This is a genomic window from Trinickia sp. HAY1-2D (assembly GCF_056754935.1).
Genome location: NZ_JBPGWX010000002.1, coordinates 1,328,387 through 1,346,895, shown reverse-complemented (window position 1 = coordinate 1,346,895; position 18,509 = coordinate 1,328,387). Strand labels below are relative to the sequence as shown.

Sequence of the window (18,509 nt, the reverse complement as noted above, 5' to 3'; positions counted from 1 at the left end):
CGCGCGTGCGACGCCGTCAGTGAATGCCGCTCACGTCGAGCGGCGCCCCCGTTTTGGCCTTGATTTCGTCGAGGCTGACGCCGGGGGCAAGTTCGACGAGCTTGAGTCCCTGTTGGGTGACATCGATCACACCCAGATCCGTGATGATCCGATCGATCACCCCGACGCCCGTGAGCGGCAGCGTGCAGCTCTCGAGGATCTTGTGCTGATCGCCCTTGGCGACATGCTCCATCAAGACCACGACACGTTTCACGCCAGCCACGAGATCCATGGCACCGCCCATTCCCTTGATCATCTTGCCGGGAATCATCCAGTTGGCGAGATCCCCGGTCTTGCTGACCTGCATCGCCCCGAGGATGGCCAAGTTGATGTGACCGCCGCGAATCATCGCGAACGAGTCGGCCGACGAGAAAATCGATGAACCGGGCAACGTCGTGATCGTCTGCTTACCGGCGTTGATCAGATCGGGATCGATTTCGTCCTCGGTCGGCGACGGGCCGATGCCGAGCAGGCCGTTTTCCGACTGCAGCCATACTTCGATGCCGGCCGGAACGTAGTTGGCGACGAGCGTAGGCAACCCGATGCCCAGATTCACGTAATAGCCGTCCTGCAGCTCCTGCGCCGCGCGCGCAGCCATTTGTTCGCGAGTCCATGCCATGTCAGTCTCCCTTCGCGCGCACGACGCGTTGTTCGATGCGTTTCTCCGGATGCGCATTGAGCACGATGCGCTGCACGAAAATGCCGGGGGTGTGGATCGCATCGGGATCGAGCGCGCCGACGTCGACGATTTCTTCGACTTCCGCCACGGTGATGCGGCCGGCCATCGCGCACATGGGGTTGAAGTTGCGCGCGGTGCGCCGGAACACGAGGTTGCCGGACTTGTCCGCCTTCCACGCCTTGACGAGCGCGACGTCCGCCGTCAGCGAAGGCTCGAGCACATAGAAGTTTTCGCCGAACTGGCGCGTTTCCTTACCTTCGGCAATGATGGTGCCGTATCCGGTGTTCGTGTAGAACGCCGGAATGCCCGCGCCGCCCGCACGCAGCTTCTCGGCGAGCGTACCTTGCGGCGTGAATTCGAGCTCGAGTTCGCCTGCGAGGTACTGGCGCTCGAATTCCTTGTTCTCGCCGACGTAGGAAGAAATCATCTTTTTGATCTGCCGCGTCTCGAGCAGCAGGCCGAGGCCGAAGCCGTCGACGCCGGCATTGTTGCTGATACAGGTGAGGCCCTTCACGCCGGAGTCCCGCAACGCGGCGATGAGCGCCTCTGGAATGCCGCATAGGCCGAAGCCGCCCACGGCAAAGGTCTGCCCGTCTTTCACGATGTCTTGGAGTGCGGCGGACGCGCTTGGATAAACCTTGTTCATCTCATTGTCCTTCCACGATTGGAATTGGCGGATACGCAGCCGTGTCGGCATGCGTCGCGCGAAGCCTCGACGCTTGAGCATTCTAGTCGTCCGCGGGCCAATGGTCGATTGGCGGCCGCGTCGACGTGGGCTCTCGCCTGCCTCGCTTCGCGCCTCTCACGATGGGCAAAAGGGTAAGATGGCCGACGCGTGCGGCACAATACGCAAAAATACATAGGTGAAAGGCCCGCCCAGCCTTTCGCGGCAGCACTTCGCAGACCATGCCCCAAATCGACTACAAGACCGCCTTTCAACTCGCCCCGCTCGGACTCGTGCTCTCGCGAGATCGCGTCATCGAAGACTGCAACGACGCCCTGGCGCGAATCTTCCGGTGCGATCGCCAGGCGTTGATCGGCCAATCGTTTCGGGTGCTCTATCCTTCGCCCGATGAATTCGAGCGCATCGGCGAACGCATCGCCCCCATCATGACGGCACAAGGCAGCTACGCCGACGATCGCATCATGAAGCGCGCGGACGGCGAGCTGTTCTGGTGCCATGTCACGGGGCGCGCGCTCGAGCGTCATGCGCCGCTCGCGGCCGGGGTCTGGACGTTCGAGGATTTGAGCGCCACGCGGCGAGTGGCCGTCGAACTCACGCCGCGCGAACGGGAAGTCGCGGCGCAGTTGGCGACCGGCAAGACGAGCAAGCAGATCGGCCGCGCGCTCGACATCAGCTCGCGAACCGTCGATATCTACCGTGCGCGGCTCATGCGCAAATACGGGACCGGCAATGCAACAGAGCTGTTGCAGCGGCTACTCGGCCAGTAAGCGCAGCGCCGCTCAGGCCGCCTTTTCGGATGCGTGCCGCTCGATCAGCTCCCGAAGAGGCTCGGGCAGCGGCACCGACTTGCCGGCCGCGTAGTCGATCCAGACGCAACGCGCACTGCCGCGTGCATAGAGGGTCTTCGGGTCGTCGGCGCGCACGAGTTCGAATGTGGTGTCGAAGCTGCTTCGGCCGGGGCGCGCCACTGCCATGCGCCCAATGACGTCGCCCGGATAGTGGAGCTGGCGCAAGAACTCCATGGACGCATTGACGACGACCGGACCTTGGCCGTCCCGCGCATTGCCGACAAGCCCGAGCGCTTCGAACCAACTGATCCGCACCTGCTCCATGTAGCGGAAAAAGACGGTGTTGTTGACGTGGCCGAAGGCATCCATGTCGCCCCAGCGGATCGGCATCGACATCTCGAACACGGGTTGGTCATCGCTCATCGTCACGTCTTCTTTCAACAAAAACAAAAATCAAGCACGGCGGATATTGCACGCGTCTTCGCGGCACGCGTCATGCGATTCGCTTCGTCGCTTACGCCAGCGCGAAACCGTCGTCGGCGGAGATCACCGCACCGTTGATGAATTGCGACTCGTCCGCCGCAAGCAGCATCAACAGGCCATCGAGGTCCTCCGGCTTGCCGACGCGCCTGCGCGGCAGCATCGACAGCAGCTTTTGCCCGTGATCGGTCGACCAGAGATGATGGTTGATCTCCGTGTCGATGTAGCCCGGGCAGATCGCGTTGACGTTGATGCCGTGGCGGCCCCATTCGAGCGCCATGGCACGCGTCATCTGCACGACCGCCGCCTTGCTCATCGAATAGAGTCCGATCTGCGGCAGGACACGGAGACCCGCGACCGATGCGATATTGACGATCCGGTACGGCGGTTTGTGATTGGCCGACGCGCAACGCATGATCATTCGCTTGGCCACTTCCTGCGCCACGAAAAATGCACCGCGCGTATTCGTATCGAATACGTATTCGAAATCCGCCGGCGTGACTTCGGTGAGCTTTTGCGTCGTCGATACGCCCGAATTGTTCACGAGAATGTCGATCGTGCCCGCCTCGGTCTCCGCATGCGCGACGGCCGAGCGGATGCTCTGATAGTCCGTCACATCGAGCGAAACGACGTGCGCGGCGCCGCCCGACGCCTCGATCTCGGCCCGCAGCTCCTTGAGCCGCTCGACGCGGCGGCTCGCCAACACCACTTTCGCCCCGGCCTGCGACAGCACCAGCGCGAAACGCTTGCCGAGCCCGCTCGAGGCGCCCGTGATCAGCGCAACTTTGCCTTCCAGATTGATCGAACGGCCCATTGTCGATCCCTTTATCGATTAGGTTGTACGTTTGCGGCGACGCGCACGCGATATCGGCCCGACAACAGAGGGGGCACTCTATCACAAAAATAGAACGGTCGTGCTAATGTTGACTCATTCGGTTGCAGCGCCCTCTTCGTTCGCTGACAATACGAACCCGAAAAAAGCATTCTAACGGCTAAGGAGCCCCAATGACCCCCGAGCGTCTCGTCGAGCAGTACGGCCCGCGCGAATCGATGGAATACGACGTCGTGATCGTGGGCGGCGGCCCCGCGGGACTTTCGGCGGCCATCCGGCTCAAACAGCTCGCGCAGGAAAAAGGCGTCGAGCTTGGCGTATGCGTGCTGGAAAAAGGCTCCGAAATCGGTGCGCACATCCTCTCGGGCGCCGTCATGGATCCGCGCGCGCTGACCGAACTGATTCCCGACTGGAAGGAAAAAGGCGCGCCGCTGACCGTACCGGTCACCGAAGACCGCTTTCTGTTCCTCTCGGAAAAAGGGGCCGTCAAGACGCCGAACTGGGCTTTGCCCGAGAACTTCAAGAACCACGGCAACTATGTCGTGAGCCTGGGTAACGTGACGCGCTGGCTCGGGACGATGGCCGAAGCGCTCGGCGTGGAAATCTTCCCCGGCTTCGCCGCGGCCGAGGTGCTCTATAACGACGACGGCTCCGTCAAAGGCGTCGCCACCGGCAACATGGGCATCGGCAAAGACGGCGAGCCCACCGAGAACTTTCAGCTCGGCATGGAGTTGCACGCCAAATACACGCTTTTTTGTGAAGGCGCGCGCGGCCACCTCGGCCGCCAGCTGATGGACACATTCCGGCTCAATAAAGACGCCGAACCGCAGGTCTACGGCATCGGCATCAAGGAGCTCTGGGAGATCGATCCGGCCAAGCACCAGCCCGGGCTCGTCATCCATACGGCCGGCTGGCCGCTCGACACGCAAACCTACGGGGGCTCGTTTCTCTATCACGCCGAGAACAACCAGGTGGTCGTGGGCTTTGTCGTCGGCCTCGGCTATACGAATCCCTATCTGTCGCCGTTCGAGGAGTTCCAGCGGTACAAAACGCACCCGGCGATCCGCGCGTTTCTCGAAGGCGGCAAGCGCGTATCTTACGGCGCGCGGGCAATCACGGCAGGAGGTCTGCTGTTGTTGCCGAAGCTGGTCTTTCCGGGCGGAGCACTCGTGGGCGACGACGCGGGCTTTCTCAATGCGTCGCGCATCAAGGGAAGTCATGCGGCCATCAAGAGCGGCATGCTGGCCGCGCAGGCCGCTTTCGAAGCCGTGCAGGCCGGGCGCAGCGGTGACGAGCTGGCCGCCTATCCGCAGGCATTCAAATCCTCATGGCTGCATGAAGAACTCAACCGCGCGCGCAACTTCAAGCAGTGGATGAGCAAGGGGCTCTATCTCGGCACGCTGATGGTCGGCATCGAGCAAAAGCTCTTCGGCGGCAACGTGCCGTGGACGCTGCATCACAAGCACCGCGATCACGAGATGCTCAAGCCCGCCGCGCAGTGCGCGCCGATCGCTTATCCGAAGCCCGATGGCAAACTCACGTTCGATCGGCTTTCGTCGGTCTTCCTGTCGAACACGAACCACGAAGAGAATCAGCCGGCGCATTTGACGCTGAAAGATCCGTCCGTGCCAGTGAACGTTAATCTGCATACCTACGCGGGGCCGGAGGGACGGTACTGCCCTGCGGCGGTGTACGAGTTCGTCAAAAACGACGACGGGAGCGACCGGCTCGTCATCAATGCGCAGAACTGCGTGCATTGCAAGACGTGCGATATCAAGGATCCGACGCAAAACATCGTCTGGGTCACGCCCGAAGGCGGCGGCGGGCCCAACTACGCGAATATGTGACGCGGGAAGGCGGCACGGACGATGTTCGTGCCGCACAGATGAAAACGGGCGCGGGTCCATCGAGACCCGCGCCCGTTTCTTTTGTCTCGGCCGAATTGCGCCGAGAACGACCTGCAGACGATCAGGGTGCGCTTGCCGCAATCTTCGGCGTGGCGACGCTCACGTCGCCGCACTGCGCGCGATGACGCAGCGCGTGATCGATCAGCACGAGCGCGAGCATCGCCTCGGCGATTGGCGTGGCGCGAATACCGACACAGGGGTCGTGCCGGCCGAAAGTCTCGACAACAGCCGGCTGCCCCGCTTTATCGATCGAGCGGCGCGGTGTGCGGATGCTCGACGTCGGCTTGATCGCGATCGACACCGTAATATCCTGGCCCGTCGAAATGCCGCCGAGAATGCCGCCGGCCCGATTGCCGACAAATCCTGCCGGCGTCAATTCGTCGCCATGCTCGGAGCCGCGCTGCGCAACACTGGCGAAGCCCGCTCCGATCTCGACGCCCTTCACGGCATTGATGCCCATCATCGCATGCGCGATATCGGCATCGAGCCTGTCGAAGAGCGGCTCGCCGAGACCCACGGGCACACCGCTAGCGACGACATTAATGCGTGCGCCGATCGAATCGCCCTCTTTGCGCAGCGCATCCATGTATTCCTCGAGCCTCGGTACGATATCCGCATTGGGGACGAAGAACGGATTCTCGCGCACATGCGACCAATCGATGAACGGTACGTCGATTTCGCCGAGCGCGCTCATGTACCCGCGCACTTCGACGCCGAGCCGCTCACGCAGCCATTTCTTCGCCACCGCGCCGGCCGCGACGGTCGGCGCCGTCAAACGGGCCGAGGAGCGGCCACCGCCGCGGTAGTCCCGGACGCCATACTTGTGCCAATAGGTGTAATCGGCATGCCCGGGACGAAACGTCTCGGCGATGTTGCCGTAGTCCTTGCTGCGCTGATCGGTATTGCGGATCAGCAGTGCGATCGGTGCGCCCGTCGTCACGCCCTCGAACACGCCGGACAGAATCTCGACCTTGTCCTCTTCATGGCGTTGCGTCACATGCCGCGACGTGCCGGGCTTGCGGCGATCGAGCTCCAATTGAATATCGGCCTCGGTCAGCGCCATGCCGGGCGGACAGCCATCGACGACGCAGCCGATGGCCGGGCCATGCGATTCGCCGAACGTCGTAACGGTGAAGAGCGTGCCAAGAGTGTTGCCGGACATGGACGTGGCCTTACGAAAAATGCGGGAAAGACCGATATTATGCCCTGCCCGCGGCGCAACCTTGCACCGCGTGCGGCGCCGCCATGGCGCGCCTGCCCCGACGTTTTATTTGCGCGGCCCCCGCAGGCCTGTCACGATGGTCTGCAGCACCTCGGGCGTCGCGGCTGACGGCTCCATCGGCTCGCCAACGGCCAGGCTCAGGCGGCTCGTCATCCCCTTGCGCAGCGGCCGCGGCCAGCGCGCATCGGCGTGCCGCGAGAACACGCTGCCCCACAACCAACGCAGGGCCATGGGAATGACCGGCACGGGCGTACGCTCGACGATGCGCGTCACACCGTGGCGAAAAGCGTTGATCTCCCCCGTGGCCGTCAGCTTGCCTTCGGGAAAGATGCATACGAGGTCTCCTTGCGCAAGCGCCTCGGCACAAGCGTCGTATGCGCGCTCGAGCAGCGCCGCGTTCTCATGGGTCGGAGCGATCGGAATGGCCTTCGCATGACGAAAGACCCAGCCCGCGAACGGCGTTTCGAAAATGCGGTGATCCATGACGAAGCGGATCGGCCGCGGGCTGCCGGCCATGATGACGAGCGCATCGACATAGCTCACATGATTGCAGACGAGCACCGCCGGCCCTGTCTCCGGAATACGCTCCGCATGCACGAGGCGGATCCGGTAGAAGGTATGCACGAGCACCCACGCGACGAAGCGCAGCAGGAACTCGGGCACGAGCGAATAGATGTAAATGGCCACCACGGCGTTGAGCAATGCCGTCGTCAGAAAGATACCGGGGATGCGCACGCCCAACGATGTCAACGCGATAGCCATCAGCGCCGATACCACCATGAAGAGCGCATTGAGAATATTGTTGGCCGCGATGATCCGCGCGCGATGCGTGGGCTGGCTGCGGCTTTGAATCAGCGCATAGAGCGGTACGCTGTAAAAACCGCCGAACATGGCGAGCAGGAACAGGTCCGCGAGGATACGCCAGTGCGCCGGGCGGCTCAGAAACTGGGCGACGTCGAGCAGATGTCCGGCGCTCGGCAAGGCGTGGCTCGCAAAATAAAGGTCGATGGCGAAAACGCTCATGCCGATCGAGCCGAGCGGCACGAGACCGACTTCGACGCGCCGGTTCGAGAGCCGCTCGCAAAGCAGCGAGCCGCCGCCGATACCGAGCGAAAACGTTGCGAGCAAAACGGTGACGACATCGGGATTGGCCGATAACACGTCCTTCGCGAAGCTGAAGAACGATGTCAGAAACGTTGCGCCGACAAACCAGAGCCATGAAATACCCAGCAGGCTCAGGAATACCGTTCGATTCTCGCGGGCCAGTGCGAGATTGCGCAGCGTCTCCGTGACCGGGTTCCAATTGATGCGCAGATCGGGTTGAGGCGCCGGTGTTGCCGGAACCGCACTCGATATGGCCCGCCCGGCACAGGCGACGGCCACGCAGACGACGGCGAGCACGAGCGCCCCGTGCGTGGCGAAAGCTGCGGCAACGCCGCCCACGATCGTGCCGATGAGAATGGCCACGAACGTCCCCATTTCGACGAGCCCGTTTCCGCCGACGAGCTCCCGCTGATCGAGATGCTGGGGTAAATACGCATATTTGACCGGGCCGAACAACGTCGAATGCACGCCCATCAGAAACGTACACAGGTACAGCAGCACCGCATGATGAAGCGCGAACCCGGCGGCGCCCACCAGCATCACCGCGATTTCGAACGTTTTGACGAAGCGCGTCAGCGTCGCTTTATCGTACTTATCAGCGATTTGCCCCGACGTTGCGGAAAAAAGGACGAACGGAAAAATGAAGATCGCCGAAATCAGAAAAGCGGCCGTTTTTGCATCGACACCCGAAAATCGCGCCGTCTCGTACGTCACGAGCGACGTAAAGCCGACTTTGAATACGTTGTCATTCAGCGCCCCGAGAAACTGCGTCCAGAAAAACGGGGCGAAACGGCGCTCCTTGAGCAAACCGAACTGAGAGTGTTCGTGACGCGGGGCTCGGCGCGCATCGGTCGCCATGGTTAACGGGCGTTCGCTCATGGATCGGGCTGCAGGGCGAGGCGATGTCGCGAAAATCGGACGATGGCTCGCGTCGATTCGAAAAAAAAGCCGCGTTCAAAGAACGCAGCCGGCTTGTTGTGCGACGCAACAAGACCGGGGCGCGTCTTGTTGCCGTCTAGGCGTACGGGAAACGGGAAGCGGAAGCGGACGAACGGGCGCCGAAGCGCCTTAGCGCAATTCGCGCGACTCGCCCTCTTCCGGCCAATCCCGGATGTATGCCTTCAGCATACGATTTTCGAAGCTCTGTTCTTCGACAACCGCCTTGGCGACGTCGTAAAACGAAATGACTCCCATCAACGTGCGGTTCTCGAGCACCGGCAGGTAGCGCACATGATGCTCGAGCATCATCCGGCGCACCTCGTCGACATCCGTTTCGGGGGTGCACGTGAGCGGGTGGTCGTCCATCACCTTGCGGATCATGCCGGAGCCTACGGTGCCGCCATTCTTGTTCAACGTGACGATGATTTCGCGAAACGTCAACATGCCGACCAGATCGCCATGCTCCATGATCACGAGCGAACCGATGTCGTGCTCCGCCATCGTGGTCACCGCGGCTGAGAGCGGCGTATCGGGCGAAACGGTATAGAGCGTATTGCCCTTCACCTTCAAGATATCGCTGACCTTCATGGTTTGCCCCCTCCGGTTAAAGCCTCGTTTGATCGGTCGATCCTAGCGGAAAGCCCCTTAAAAGGAAAGCCGCACGCGCCGATTTCAGCCACCGGGGCGTGCGGACGGTCGCGCTCGCCGCCTCTTGAACAGGCGCGCCGCGATGGTACGATGGCCGTCACGCCACCCTTGCCGGACGAGCGTCCGGTCGCCGCCGATGTCCGCCAACCGATTCGACACACTCGCCGTTCATGCCGGCGCCGCGCCCGATGCGACAACCGGCGCGCGCGTCACGCCCATCCATCAAAGCGCGGCGTTCGTATTCCGCGACACGGATCACGCAGCGGCGCTGTTCGATATGGAACGCGCCGGGCACGTCTATTCGCGCATCTCCAACCCGACCGTCGCCGTTTTCGAAGAGCGTGTCGCCGCGCTCGAAAACGGCGCGGGCGCGATCGGCACGGCCAGCGGGCAAGCCGCCCTGCATCTGGCCATTGCCACGTTGATGGGCGCCGGCGCCCATATCGTCGCCTCGAACGCGCTTTACGGCGGCTCGCACAATCTGCTGCACTACACGCTGCCGCGCTTCGGCATCGAAACGACGTTCGTCGAGCCGCGCGATATCGATGCCTGGCGCGCCGCGCTGCGGCCGGACACCCGCCTCCTGTTCGGCGAGACACTAGGCAATCCGGGCCTCGACGTGCTCGACATTGCCACGCTGGCGCATCTCGCCCACGAGCACCGGGTGCCGCTGCTGGTGGACTCCACGTTCACGACGCCTTACCTGCTCAAACCGTTCGAGCATGGCGCCGATTTCGTCTATCACTCGGCGACCAAATTCCTGGGCGGACACGGCACGACGATCGGCGGGGTACTCGTCGACAGCGGCGCCTTCGACTTCGTCGCATCGGGCCGCTTTCCCGAATTCACCGAGCCGTACGACGGCTTCCACGGCATGGTCTTCGCCGAAGAGAGCACCGTCGCGCCGTTTTTGCTGCGCGCGCGCCGCGAAGGCCTGCGCGACTTCGGCGCCACGCTGCACCCGCAAGCCGCGTGGCAACTGCTGCAAGGCATTGAAACGCTGCCGCTGCGGATGGACAGGCACGTGGCCAACACGCGCAAGGTCGTCGAATTCCTGGCCTCGCACGCGGGCGTCGCATCGATTGCCTATCCGGAGCTGCCCTCGCATCCGGACTACGCGCTCGCGCAGCGCCTGCTGCCGCGCGGCGCGGGCGCCGTGGTCAGCTTCGATCTGCGCGGCGATCGCGCCGCCGGCCGGCGCTTCATCGAAGCCCTGACACTGTTTTCCCACCTCGCGAATGTCGGCGACGTGCGCTCGCTCGTGATTCATCCGGCTTCGACGACGCACTTTCGCATGGACGCTGCGGCACTCGCGGCAGCGGGCATCCGAGAAGGCACCATTCGCCTGTCGATCGGGCTGGAAGATCCGGACGATCTCATCGACGATCTCAAACGTGCGCTCAAGGCAGCCGGCAAGTCCGGCTCGGGACCCGATGCCGGCCGTGGCGCGCCCAAAAAGGAGTCGGCATGATCGTCGACGTCTTGGGCAAACCGGCTTATGCCTATACCGGCGGCAGGTCGTTCGATCCAGCACTGCCGAGCGCCGTGTTCGTTCATGGCGCCCAGCACGACCACAGCGTCTGGGCGCTACAGAGCCGGTACTTTGCGCACCACGGCTTCAACGCGCTCGCCGTCGATCTGCCGGGCCACTGCCGCAGCGCCGGGCCGGCGGCGAAGAGCATCGGCGCGCTCGCCGATTGGCTCGCGGCGTTCCTCGACACGCTGGGCGTGACATCGGCGTTCGTGGCTGGGCACAGCATGGGCTCGCTCGTCGCGCTCGATTTCGCCGGTCGCTATCCGACCCGCGCCGCGCGCGTGGCACTCGTCGCCACAGCCGTGCCGATGACCGTTTCCGACGCGTTGCTGGACGCCGCGCTCCACCGCGAAGCCGAAGCGATCGCGCTCGTCAATCGCTGGTCGCATTCGACGATTGCCGCCAAGCCGTCCTGCCCAGGCCCTGGTTTTTGGCTGCACGGGGTAAACCAGCGTCTGATGGAGCGCGTGGCCGCGGCCGGCGAGCCAGGGCTCTTCCACACCGATTTTTCCGCCTGCAACGGCTACGCGGAAGGGCTGGAGCGCGCTGGTCAACTGCGCTGCCCGGTACGGCTCGTGCTCGGTTCGAAGGACGCGATGACGCCACCGAAGGCCGCGCGCGGACTGGTCGAAGCGCTTGCGGCGGCCGGTGCGCAGTTCGAAGTGGTCACGCTCGATGCCGGCCACGCATTGATGTCCGAGGCACCCGATGCGACCCTGGAAGCGCTCTTCGCGTTTGCGCGGCCGCTCCAGGCGTCACCACCGTCCTGATCGTTGCGGAGGTAGCTATCATGGTTCACGGCACGCATGCGACACGTTTTACGAGCTTCGCGCAGTTCTACCCGTTCTATCTCGGCGAGCATCGCAACACGATTTGCCGAAGGCTGCATTTCATCGGCTCGCTAGGGGTAATCGGCTGCGTCGCCATGGCCGTCGCGACGGGAAGCTGGTTCTGGCTGCCGGGCGCACTCGTGTGCGGATATGGGTTCGCCTGGGTCGGCCACTTTTTCTTCGAAAAGAACCGGCCCGCCACCTTCAGTCATCCGCTCTACAGCCTGATGGGCGACTGGGTGATGTTCAAGGACATTTGCACAGGCAAGATCCGGCTCTAGCTTTGCGTCAATCGGAAGGACGCTCCGCGTCCTGGCGCCGAGTGGGCGGCGCGAGGATCAACTCTGCGTCGTCGATGACGTAGCTGACATGACGGTAATCGCGTATGAAGCTGATCCGGCCGTCGAGCCATTCCAGCCACATGAAATAGTCGGGCGCAACGCTCGTCCGGGTTGAAAAGACAGCAACGACTTCCCGTCCGCCAAGCCACGCCGGCACGAGCCACAAGCCTTCGATCGTCGCATAGATGCTGAAAAACCTTCCGACGTCAGCCGATCCGACGCGAACCGGATAACTGGACTGATGCAGTTTCACGTCGTCGGCAAGGAGCGCGCGCAGACCGTCCCAATCGCGCCCATTGAACAGCGAGACGTATCGCGCCAATGCCTCCGATACCGGCTTGGCGTCCACCGGCTCGTTTGGCGCAGCACTCGCATTGATCTCGCGAAGTCGAGCGCGGCCGCGCGACAGATGCGCCTTCACAGAGTCTATTGTCAGATCGAGCAAAGCAGCGATATCGGCCAGCGGCTCATCGAGGACATCCTTGAGGATGATCACGCTACGCTGGGCGACCGGCAGTTCCGTGAATCGCGAAACCGCCGAACTGATCGCCTGCTGCCGCATCAGTCTCTCCACGGGATCCTCGATGGTGTCGTCCACGACTTCATCGGCAGCGTCTATCGGCTCCGTCGCTCGCAGCGCACGGCTGCGCAGCAGGTCCAATGCCCGGTTATGCGCGACGCGAAAAAGCCAGGCGCGCAACGTCCTGACGTCCTGCTGCTTTTCGTCGATGGCGATCAATGCGCTCGTCAGGGCGTCCTGTACGACGTCCTCGCCCTCGATGACCGAGCCCATCAGGCGCGCGCAGTATCGATGAAGCTCCGGGCGCCACTCCTCGGCCGCTGCGAGCAACTCGGACCGCAGCGCGCTTTGTGCCGGGCTCTGGCCTTCCTTCAACCTGTCGCTCCTTCCATCACGGTGACACCGTCATCGCCGTTGACGCCGAATACGATGTCCTCGGCGTATCGAGGATCCTCCAGCACCGATACGACACGGTCGCCAAAGGCCCTGGGCGGCATCGGCGCTCCGAAGCGGGCGACGAACTCCTCGGGCGTGATTCCCATTGAACTTGCATAGACACCTGCAGCCGCGTCCCCGATGCCGGTGCCAAGGACCATCTGGCGCGGAAGGATCGCCTGGAACTGAATTCCGAGATTCTTCTCCTTTGAGACCCCGTTCGCGTATTTCGCCATGAACCATAGCATGCGCTTGGAACCGCCGTAGCCGCCCGACATCTGGGAACCGCCGACGGCCGCGCCGCTCGATCCGACCAGCACGCGGCTGCCAGGATTCAGCGGAGCATTGAGTGCCGCCTGAAGCCAGAATAGGCCGCCCTTGACGTCCGTTTCCCAGGCCACGGAGAAGTCCTTCCAGCTCAACTGGTCGAGCCGCCCCATGCGCGGGAGAACCCCAGCGTTCAGGACGAGGACATCGGGGCGCACGTCCCCGACGATCCGATGTGCCGCCGCCTCGTCGGTAATGTCGGCTGCGATCGTTGCCACGCCAAGACGCGTTGCGACAGCATCGAGGCCCTCCCCACCGCGCGCCACGACCGTCACCTTCGCCTGTCGCTCGACGAGCGCTTCGACCAGACCCAGGCCAAGACCCCGGCTTCCACCGGTGACGACGACGCTTTTGTTTCTCAGGTTCATCACGGTCCTCCATCGTTTAGATACTGATAAGACGATGGAGCGACACGAAAAGAGTCAGCTAGCGGCGCAGCGCGCAAACACGCACGCAGTACGCCCCGCCTCAAGTGGCGTGGCGGGGCGAACCCGACAGGACGCGCGAGCGGCCAGCCTGGAAGGCCTCGCGGGCCTCGCGCGCCGCAAGCAGCGTAGCGAGCGAAATCTCGAGTCTGTCGTTGCCGAGCGCGGCGAGTAAAGCATCGCCATCGACGCGCGTCGACTCGAGCCGCAACTGATATTCGAGCTCGGTGCGATCGATCACGAAAACATCGAATAGCCGCGCCACGGTGATATGCGCCGGATTGACGAGCAACGCGTAGCGTGGCTGACCATCCGCGCCTTCGTCGGCCAGCCGCGTGATCCATTGATGGCGGCTCAGCTTGCCGACGATCCGCGTGGCCGTATCCAGATCGCACCGCAGCATGCGCGCCAGTTCCATCACCGTCAGCCCCGCAGCGCCATGGTCGCGTGCATCGCTCAGGCGCGCGAGAACCTCGAGCGCATCGAGCAGGTCTCCTCCCGCGTAGTCGTGCCGGTGGAACTGGCCGGCGCGGATAGCGGGCAGCGTCGAGACGATCGTCGCACCCGCGAGCGTGATGAACCAGCTCAGATAAACCCATATCAGGAACATGGGCACCGTCGCGAAAGCGCCATAGACCGCCGTATAGGTCGGGATGCGCCGGACGTAGAAGCCGAAGCCGCGCTTCGCGAGTTCGAACGCGATGGCGGCGCATAACCCGCCCACCACGGCATCGCGCCACTGCACGCTGCAGTTGGGCAGGTACACGTAGAGCATGGTGAAGGCCAGCCCGGTCAGCGGCAGCGCGGCCCCCGAAAGCGCCCATTCGATCAGCGGCGAGACGTAGCCGTTCGCCAACGAGCTCGATTGCGTGAAAAGGTGCGAGGTAATCGACAAGCTCACACCGATCAGCAACGGTCCCAGCGTGATGATCGCCCAGTAGACGAGCACGCGCTGTGCGAACGGACGCGGTTTGGGCACGCGCCATATGAGGTTGAAGGCCGATTCGACGGTCATCATCGTCATGACGGACGTGACGAACAGCACGATCATCCCCGCCGTCGTCAGTCCCTTCGCTTTCGCCGCGAACTGATTCAGGTAGCGAAAGATCTGGCTGTTGATCTGGTCCGGCATCAAGTGCTGGGCAAGGAACGTCTGCAGCGAAGCCTGAAACGTCGAAAAAATCGGAAACGCCGTAAAAAGCGCGAACGCTACCGTGGCGAGCGGAACGATCGCCAGCATCGTCGTGAACGTCAAGCTGCCGGCCACCTGCGCAATGCGGTCCTCGCTGCTGCGTTTGGCGGCAAATCGCGCGAGGCGTTTGACGGTGTTCAGATCGACACTCAATTTTTTCGGCAAGAAATTCTCCGTCGTGGGGGGCGCATCGTGGGGCGCCGGCACGGGCTGTCCGCCCGCCACCGGCCGCTCGAATACTCTCATGCCCCTATAATAGGCCGCTCATAAAAGCGTCCCATGAAAGACATCCTCGTACTTTATTACAGCCGGCACGGCGCCACCCGCGAATTGGCGCTCGCGATCGCGCAAGGCGTCGACAGCGTCGCGGGCATGCAGGCTCGCATTCGCACCGTGCCAAGCGTTTCGCCCCTCAGCGAAGCCACCGAACCGCCGATACCTGCGGATGGTCCGCCTTACGCCGAGCCGCGGGATCTCGAAGAATGCGTGGGTCTCGCACTCGGCTCGCCGACCCGCTTCGGCAATATGGCCGCCTCGCTCAAGTATTTTCTCGACGGCACCACGCCCCAATGGCTGAGCGGCGCGCTGGCCGGCAAACCGGCTTGCGTCTTCACGTCGACGGGGAGTCTGCACGGCGGGCAGGAAACGACGCTGCTTTCGATGATGCTGCCGCTTTTGCATCACGGCATGCTGCTCGTGGGCATTCCTTATACCGAAAGCGCGCTGTCCGCGACGCAAAGCGGCGGTACGCCCTATGGCGCCTCGCACGTGTCCGGCGCGGGCGCCCGCGAATCGTCGCTTTCGCCGCATGAGAAAACGCTGGCCACCGCACTCGGCGCGCGCGTCGCGCGAACGGCGGCCCTGCTCGGCGGCCGTCCATGACCGGCACTCGGCCTCCCGACGCGGAATCGGCTCGAACTGCGGCTGGACCGGCGGGCGCGCACCGCGCATACGCCGTCGGGGCAGCGGTGGCGCTCGTCGCGCTGATCGCACTGACGCTCGCCTGGGAGCGCTGGCTCGCGCCGTTGCGGCCCGGCGGCTCGGCCCTCGTACTCAAGGCGCTGCCGCTCGCTGCCGCGCTGCCCGGCGTGCTGCGCCGGCGTCTTTACACGTTGCAGTGGGCGTCGATGCTGATCCTGCTCTATTTCGCAGAAGGCATCGTTCGAGGCATGAGCGATGCGGGACGTTCAGCGATGCTGGGCTGGCTCGAAACGGCATTGTCGGTTGTGTTTCTCTCTTGCGCGCTCGCTTACGTCGCGCCGTTCAAGCGGGCAGCGCGCCAATCCAGGCAAAGGTCATCATGAGCGATTCCACTTCTTCGTCCGAATTCGTCGCCGCTTGCCGGCAAGCCATCGGCGAGGCTTACGTCCTTACCGAGCCGCACGACACCGCCGCGTACCTGACCGATTGGCGCCGGCGCTATTCGGGCGCGACTTGCGCGGTGCTGCGCCCAGGCACGACCGAAGAAGTGGCGGCGCTCGTGCGCCTTGCGGCCTCGCACCGCATCGCGCTCGTGCCACAAGGCGGCAACACGGGACTCGCGGGCGGTGCAACGCCCGATACGAGCGGCAAGCAGGCCGTCATCAGCCTCACTCGTCTCACGCGTGTGCGCGCGATCGATACGCAAAACGACACGATCACGGTCGAAGCCGGCGTCGTGCTGGCCGACGTACAGGCCCGCGCGCGCGAAGCCGGCCGGCTGTTCTCGCTCAGTCTCGCGGCCGAGGGCAGTTGCACGATCGGCGGAAATCTGTCGACCAATGCCGGCGGCACGGGCGTGCTGCGGTACGGCAATGCGCGCGAGCTATGCCTGGGATTGGAGGTGGTCACGCCCCAAGGCGAGATATGGAACGGCCTGCGGGGCCTGCGCAAGGACAACACCGGCTACGACTTGCGCGACCTCTACATCGGTTCGGAGGGTACGCTCGGGATCATCACCGCGGCCGTCATGAAGCTGCATCCGCTGCCCGCCGCGCAAGTGACCGCCCTCGCAGCGCTCGCATCGCCGGACGCCGCGCTCGAATTCCTCTCGCTCGCGCGACGTACCGCCGGTGCGTTGCTGACAGGCTTCGAGCTGATGTCCGATTTTTGCCTTCGGCTCGTCGGCAAGCACTTTCCTCAGCTTCGCTATCCGTTCGACGCGTCGCACCCGCAAACGGTCTTGCTCGAACTGTCCGACGGCGAAAGCGAAGCGCACGCACGCGGACTCTTCGAGCAGATGATGGAAACGGCGCTCGATGCCGGGCTAGTGGAAGATGCGGTGGTCGCGGAGAATCTCACGCAGTCGCGCGCGTTCTGGGCAATGCGCGAACACATCCCGCTCGCACAGGCCGAAGAAGGACTGAACATCAAGCACGACATCGCGGTGCCGATCTCGCGCATCGGCACGTTCATCGCCGAAACCGACGCCGCGATTGCGGCTGCCATTCCAGGCGCGAGAATGGTGACGTTCGGGCACCTCGGCGACGGCAACCTGCACTACAACGTCCAGGCGCCCGAAGGTGGAGATGCGAAGGCCTTTCTCGCCCGGTATCAAGCGGCAATCAACCGGCTTGTCTACGATAGCGTGGCTCGCCATCATGGCAGTATCAGCGCCGAACACGGTCTCGGGCAGCTCAAAGTGGAAGAAGCCGCGCACTACAAGTCGCCGGTCGAACTCTCGCTCATGCGGGCGGTGAAACATGCGCTCGATCCGCTCGGCCTGATGAATCCCGGCAAGGTGCTACGCTAGCGTAGAACGCAAGAGGCATCCCGTGAAAATCCGCGTACTGTCAGATCTGCATCTCGAATGCGACGAGCCTGAAGCTATCCCGCACGCCGACGCGGACCTCGTCGTGCTTGCCGGCGACATTCACAATCACGCCGAAGGGATACGCTGGGCCGCGCAGACGTTCGACCCCGATACGCCCATCATCTACGTGCCGGGCAATCACGAGTACTACGACGGCGAATTCGGCGCCCTGGAGACGGCCATGCGCGACGCGGCCGCGAGCGTCGACAATCTCCACTATCTCAACAATGCAGCGTGGGTTGCCCCCTCCGGCCGCTGGCGCGTGCTCGGCACGACCTTGTGGACCGATTTCGAACTTTTCGGCGCAAGCGAAGCGGCGCTCGCCGCATCGTTCGCCGCCTGCGAAAAAGTGTTGCTCGATTTTCGTGGGCCGATACAGGTGGCCTGGTCGACCGATACTGCCGCGAGCGATGGCCCTGCACGCTTGTTCACGGTGGACGATGCGCTGGCGCTGCACCGGCACGCGCGCGCCTGGCTCGAGCAGGAGCTTGCCGAGCCGTTCGACGGTACGACGATCGTCGTAACCCATCACGCGCCGCATCGCGCGAGCCTCGCTGAGCGTTATGCCAACGATCTCGCATCGGCCGGGTTCATCAACCATCTGCCCATGCTCGTGCGCGAGCCGGTGGCGCTATGGATTCATGGCCACACGCATACGGCGTTCGACTACGTGACCGACGGCACGCGAGTCGTCTGCAATCCGCGCGGCTATCTCGACCGGCGCACACGCGGGCTCGAAAACCCGCAGTTCGCGTGGGACAAGATCGTCGAAATTCCTACCCGCGCTTGAG

The 18,509-nt window shown here is 63.6% G+C and carries 19 protein-coding genes; 9 read left to right on the top strand and 10 right to left on the bottom strand.

Annotated elements, in window-relative coordinates; genetic code table 11:
- Positions 1 to 16: 16 nt before the first annotated feature.
- Both ACR9ZC_RS13220 and ACR9ZC_RS13215 read right to left on the bottom strand, forming a co-directional pair.
- Positions 17 to 658, bottom strand: coding sequence for a CoA transferase subunit B (locus tag ACR9ZC_RS13220; RefSeq protein WP_331573347.1), 642 nt, complete (start codon positions 656 to 658; stop codon positions 17 to 19).
- A gap of 1 nt (position 659) precedes the next feature.
- Positions 660 to 1,364, bottom strand: coding sequence for a CoA transferase subunit A (locus tag ACR9ZC_RS13215; protein ID WP_481580618.1), 705 nt, complete (start codon positions 1,362 to 1,364; stop codon positions 660 to 662).
- Between the two features lie 260 nt (positions 1,365 to 1,624).
- On the opposite strand from ACR9ZC_RS13215, the gene ACR9ZC_RS13210 reads away from it, so the two are divergent.
- Positions 1,625 to 2,170, top strand: a complete 546-nt coding sequence (locus tag ACR9ZC_RS13210) for a PAS and helix-turn-helix domain-containing protein (RefSeq protein ID WP_331573345.1) — start codon at positions 1,625 to 1,627, stop codon at positions 2,168 to 2,170.
- Between the two features lie 12 nt (positions 2,171 to 2,182).
- On the opposite strand, the gene ACR9ZC_RS13205 is transcribed toward ACR9ZC_RS13210, so the two are convergent.
- Together ACR9ZC_RS13205 and ACR9ZC_RS13200 are read right to left on the bottom strand one after the other, a co-directional pair.
- Positions 2,183 to 2,614 carry an acyl-CoA thioesterase gene (locus tag ACR9ZC_RS13205; protein ID WP_331573343.1) on the bottom strand — a complete coding sequence of 144 codons (432 nt, stop codon included), beginning with the start codon at positions 2,612 to 2,614 and terminating at the stop codon, positions 2,183 to 2,185.
- A gap of 91 nt (positions 2,615 to 2,705) precedes the next feature.
- Positions 2,706 to 3,485 carry an SDR family oxidoreductase gene (locus tag ACR9ZC_RS13200; RefSeq protein WP_481580617.1) on the bottom strand — a complete coding sequence of 260 codons (780 nt, stop codon included), beginning with the start codon at positions 3,483 to 3,485 and terminating at the stop codon, positions 2,706 to 2,708.
- Positions 3,486 to 3,676: 191 nt separating this feature from the next.
- On the opposite strand from ACR9ZC_RS13200, the gene ACR9ZC_RS13195 reads away from it, so the two are divergent.
- The gene (locus ACR9ZC_RS13195) at positions 3,677 to 5,350 is read left to right on the top strand and encodes an electron transfer flavoprotein-ubiquinone oxidoreductase (protein WP_481580616.1); all 1,674 of its coding nucleotides are present in this window, start codon (positions 3,677 to 3,679) and stop codon (positions 5,348 to 5,350) included.
- Between the two features lie 121 nt (positions 5,351 to 5,471).
- On the opposite strand, the gene aroC is transcribed toward ACR9ZC_RS13195, so the two are convergent.
- The 3 genes from aroC to ACR9ZC_RS13180 all read right to left on the bottom strand — a co-directional run bounded on the left by aroC (position 5,472) and on the right by ACR9ZC_RS13180 (position 9,263).
- On the bottom strand, positions 5,472 to 6,572 hold the full coding sequence (gene aroC / locus ACR9ZC_RS13190; protein ID WP_481580615.1) for a chorismate synthase: 1,101 nt from the start codon (positions 6,570 to 6,572) through the stop codon (positions 5,472 to 5,474).
- 105 nt (positions 6,573 to 6,677) lie between these two features.
- Entirely contained in the window at positions 6,678 to 8,615 is a 1,938-nt protein-coding gene (locus tag ACR9ZC_RS13185; RefSeq protein WP_481580614.1) for an MFS transporter, read from the bottom strand.
- A 189-nt stretch (positions 8,616 to 8,804) separates the two neighbouring features.
- Positions 8,805 to 9,263: a CBS domain-containing protein gene (locus tag ACR9ZC_RS13180; RefSeq protein WP_481580613.1), complete on the bottom strand. Its 459-nt coding sequence runs from the start codon at positions 9,261 to 9,263 to the stop codon at positions 8,805 to 8,807.
- 196 nt (positions 9,264 to 9,459) lie between these two features.
- Here ACR9ZC_RS13180 and ACR9ZC_RS13175 point away from each other — a divergent pair, with 196 nt between their 5' ends.
- The 3 genes from ACR9ZC_RS13175 to ACR9ZC_RS13165 are packed head-to-tail and all read left to right on the top strand — an operon-like array spanning position 9,460 to position 11,968.
- Complete coding sequence (locus tag ACR9ZC_RS13175; protein WP_481580612.1) at positions 9,460 to 10,794, top strand: O-acetylhomoserine aminocarboxypropyltransferase; 1,335 nt, start codon at positions 9,460 to 9,462, stop codon at positions 10,792 to 10,794.
- Positions 10,791 to 11,627 carry an alpha/beta fold hydrolase gene (locus ACR9ZC_RS13170; RefSeq protein WP_481580611.1) on the top strand — a complete coding sequence of 279 codons (837 nt, stop codon included), beginning with the start codon at positions 10,791 to 10,793 and terminating at the stop codon, positions 11,625 to 11,627. Before ACR9ZC_RS13175 ends, ACR9ZC_RS13170 begins: the two co-directional genes overlap by 4 nt.
- A 20-nt stretch (positions 11,628 to 11,647) precedes the next feature.
- Entirely contained in the window at positions 11,648 to 11,968 is a 321-nt protein-coding gene (locus ACR9ZC_RS13165) for an Mpo1-like protein (protein ID WP_481580610.1), read from the top strand.
- A gap of 7 nt (positions 11,969 to 11,975) precedes the next feature.
- On the opposite strand, the gene ACR9ZC_RS13160 is transcribed toward ACR9ZC_RS13165, so the two are convergent.
- The 3 genes from ACR9ZC_RS13160 to ACR9ZC_RS13150 all read right to left on the bottom strand — a co-directional run bounded on the left by ACR9ZC_RS13160 (position 11,976) and on the right by ACR9ZC_RS13150 (position 15,080).
- Positions 11,976 to 12,923 (bottom strand): sigma-70 family RNA polymerase sigma factor, encoded by a 948-nt coding sequence (locus tag ACR9ZC_RS13160; protein WP_481580609.1) that lies wholly within the window; start codon positions 12,921 to 12,923, stop codon positions 11,976 to 11,978.
- Complete coding sequence (locus ACR9ZC_RS13155) at positions 12,920 to 13,678, bottom strand: SDR family NAD(P)-dependent oxidoreductase (RefSeq protein WP_481580608.1); 759 nt, start codon at positions 13,676 to 13,678, stop codon at positions 12,920 to 12,922. The genes ACR9ZC_RS13160 and ACR9ZC_RS13155 overlap by 4 nt, the downstream gene beginning before the upstream one ends.
- A gap of 100 nt (positions 13,679 to 13,778) precedes the next feature.
- On the bottom strand, positions 13,779 to 15,080 hold the full coding sequence (locus tag ACR9ZC_RS13150; protein WP_481582663.1) for a YihY family inner membrane protein: 1,302 nt from the start codon (positions 15,078 to 15,080) through the stop codon (positions 13,779 to 13,781).
- A gap of 126 nt (positions 15,081 to 15,206) precedes the next feature.
- Here ACR9ZC_RS13150 and wrbA point away from each other — a divergent pair, with 126 nt between their 5' ends.
- Genes wrbA through ACR9ZC_RS13130 form a run of 4 tightly spaced genes read left to right on the top strand, consistent with a single transcriptional unit; the run spans position 15,207 to position 18,508 of the window.
- The gene (wrbA, locus tag ACR9ZC_RS13145; protein WP_331567368.1) at positions 15,207 to 15,809 is read left to right on the top strand and encodes an NAD(P)H:quinone oxidoreductase; all 603 of its coding nucleotides are present in this window, start codon (positions 15,207 to 15,209) and stop codon (positions 15,807 to 15,809) included.
- Positions 15,806 to 16,231: a DUF2069 domain-containing protein gene (locus ACR9ZC_RS13140; protein ID WP_481580607.1), complete on the top strand. Its 426-nt coding sequence runs from the start codon at positions 15,806 to 15,808 to the stop codon at positions 16,229 to 16,231. The genes wrbA and ACR9ZC_RS13140 overlap by 4 nt, the downstream gene beginning before the upstream one ends.
- Positions 16,228 to 17,658 (top strand): FAD-binding oxidoreductase, encoded by a 1,431-nt coding sequence (locus tag ACR9ZC_RS13135; protein ID WP_481580606.1) that lies wholly within the window; start codon positions 16,228 to 16,230, stop codon positions 17,656 to 17,658. The genes ACR9ZC_RS13140 and ACR9ZC_RS13135 overlap by 4 nt, the downstream gene beginning before the upstream one ends.
- 22 nt (positions 17,659 to 17,680) lie before the next feature.
- The gene (locus tag ACR9ZC_RS13130) at positions 17,681 to 18,508 is read left to right on the top strand and encodes a metallophosphoesterase (RefSeq protein WP_481580605.1); all 828 of its coding nucleotides are present in this window, start codon (positions 17,681 to 17,683) and stop codon (positions 18,506 to 18,508) included.
- Position 18,509: the final 1 nt, after the last annotated feature.

Coding starts and splice junctions, on each gene's coding strand:
- ACR9ZC_RS13155 (WP_481580608.1), bottom strand. CDS start 13,678: ATGAACCTGAGAAACAAAAGCGTCGTCGTCACCGGTGGAAGCCGGGGT.
- ACR9ZC_RS13215 (WP_481580618.1), bottom strand. CDS start 1,364: ATGAACAAGGTTTATCCAAGCGCGTCCGCCGCACTCCAAGACATCGTG.
- wrbA (WP_331567368.1), top strand. CDS start 15,207: ATGAAAGACATCCTCGTACTTTATTACAGCCGGCACGGCGCCACCCGC.
- ACR9ZC_RS13165 (WP_481580610.1), top strand. CDS start 11,648: ATGGTTCACGGCACGCATGCGACACGTTTTACGAGCTTCGCGCAGTTC.
- ACR9ZC_RS13200 (WP_481580617.1), bottom strand. CDS start 3,485: ATGGGCCGTTCGATCAATCTGGAAGGCAAAGTTGCGCTGATCACGGGC.
- ACR9ZC_RS13135 (WP_481580606.1), top strand. CDS start 16,228: ATGAGCGATTCCACTTCTTCGTCCGAATTCGTCGCCGCTTGCCGGCAA.
- ACR9ZC_RS13140 (WP_481580607.1), top strand. CDS start 15,806: ATGACCGGCACTCGGCCTCCCGACGCGGAATCGGCTCGAACTGCGGCT.
- ACR9ZC_RS13205 (WP_331573343.1), bottom strand. CDS start 2,614: ATGAGCGATGACCAACCCGTGTTCGAGATGTCGATGCCGATCCGCTGG.
- ACR9ZC_RS13170 (WP_481580611.1), top strand. CDS start 10,791: ATGATCGTCGACGTCTTGGGCAAACCGGCTTATGCCTATACCGGCGGC.
- aroC (WP_481580615.1), bottom strand. CDS start 6,572: ATGTCCGGCAACACTCTTGGCACGCTCTTCACCGTTACGACGTTCGGC.
- ACR9ZC_RS13185 (WP_481580614.1), bottom strand. CDS start 8,615: ATGAGCGAACGCCCGTTAACCATGGCGACCGATGCGCGCCGAGCCCCG.
- ACR9ZC_RS13210 (WP_331573345.1), top strand. CDS start 1,625: ATGCCCCAAATCGACTACAAGACCGCCTTTCAACTCGCCCCGCTCGGA.
- ACR9ZC_RS13195 (WP_481580616.1), top strand. CDS start 3,677: ATGACCCCCGAGCGTCTCGTCGAGCAGTACGGCCCGCGCGAATCGATG.
- ACR9ZC_RS13180 (WP_481580613.1), bottom strand. CDS start 9,263: ATGAAGGTCAGCGATATCTTGAAGGTGAAGGGCAATACGCTCTATACC.
- ACR9ZC_RS13220 (WP_331573347.1), bottom strand. CDS start 658: ATGGCATGGACTCGCGAACAAATGGCTGCGCGCGCGGCGCAGGAGCTG.
- ACR9ZC_RS13175 (WP_481580612.1), top strand. CDS start 9,460: ATGTCCGCCAACCGATTCGACACACTCGCCGTTCATGCCGGCGCCGCG.